This window comes from Psychrobacter sp. TB20-MNA-CIBAN-0197 (genome assembly GCF_040309765.1).
In the GTDB taxonomy this organism is placed as follows: domain Bacteria; phylum Pseudomonadota; class Gammaproteobacteria; order Pseudomonadales; family Moraxellaceae; genus Psychrobacter; species Psychrobacter submarinus.
This window is the reverse complement of the sequence record NZ_JBEOPC010001002.1, coordinates 1-254: the sequence shown is the minus strand read 5'-3', so window position 1 is coordinate 254 and position 254 is coordinate 1. Positions and strand designations below refer to the sequence as shown.

Annotated in this window: 1 pseudogene; it reads left to right on the top strand. The window is 66.9% G+C overall.

Going from position 1 to position 254, the window contains the following annotated elements:
- Positions 1–254, top strand: a pseudogene (locus AAEY83_RS16905) (hypothetical protein); the annotation flags it as partial.

Here is a 254-nt window from a genome sequence, read left to right as displayed (position 1 = left end):
ATCATTCACGACAACGGCGGCCAGGTGTACATCGACGGCGCCAACATGAACGCCATGGTCGGCCTCTGCGCACCGGGCAAGTTCGGCGGCGACGTTTCGCACCTGAACCTGCACAAAACCTTCTGCATCCCGCACGGCGGTGGCGGCCCGGGCGTCGGTCCGATCGGCGTCAAATCGCACCTGACCCCGTTCCTGCCGGGCCACGGCCAGATGGAACGCAAGGAAGGCGCGGTCTGCGCGGCACCGTTCGGCAG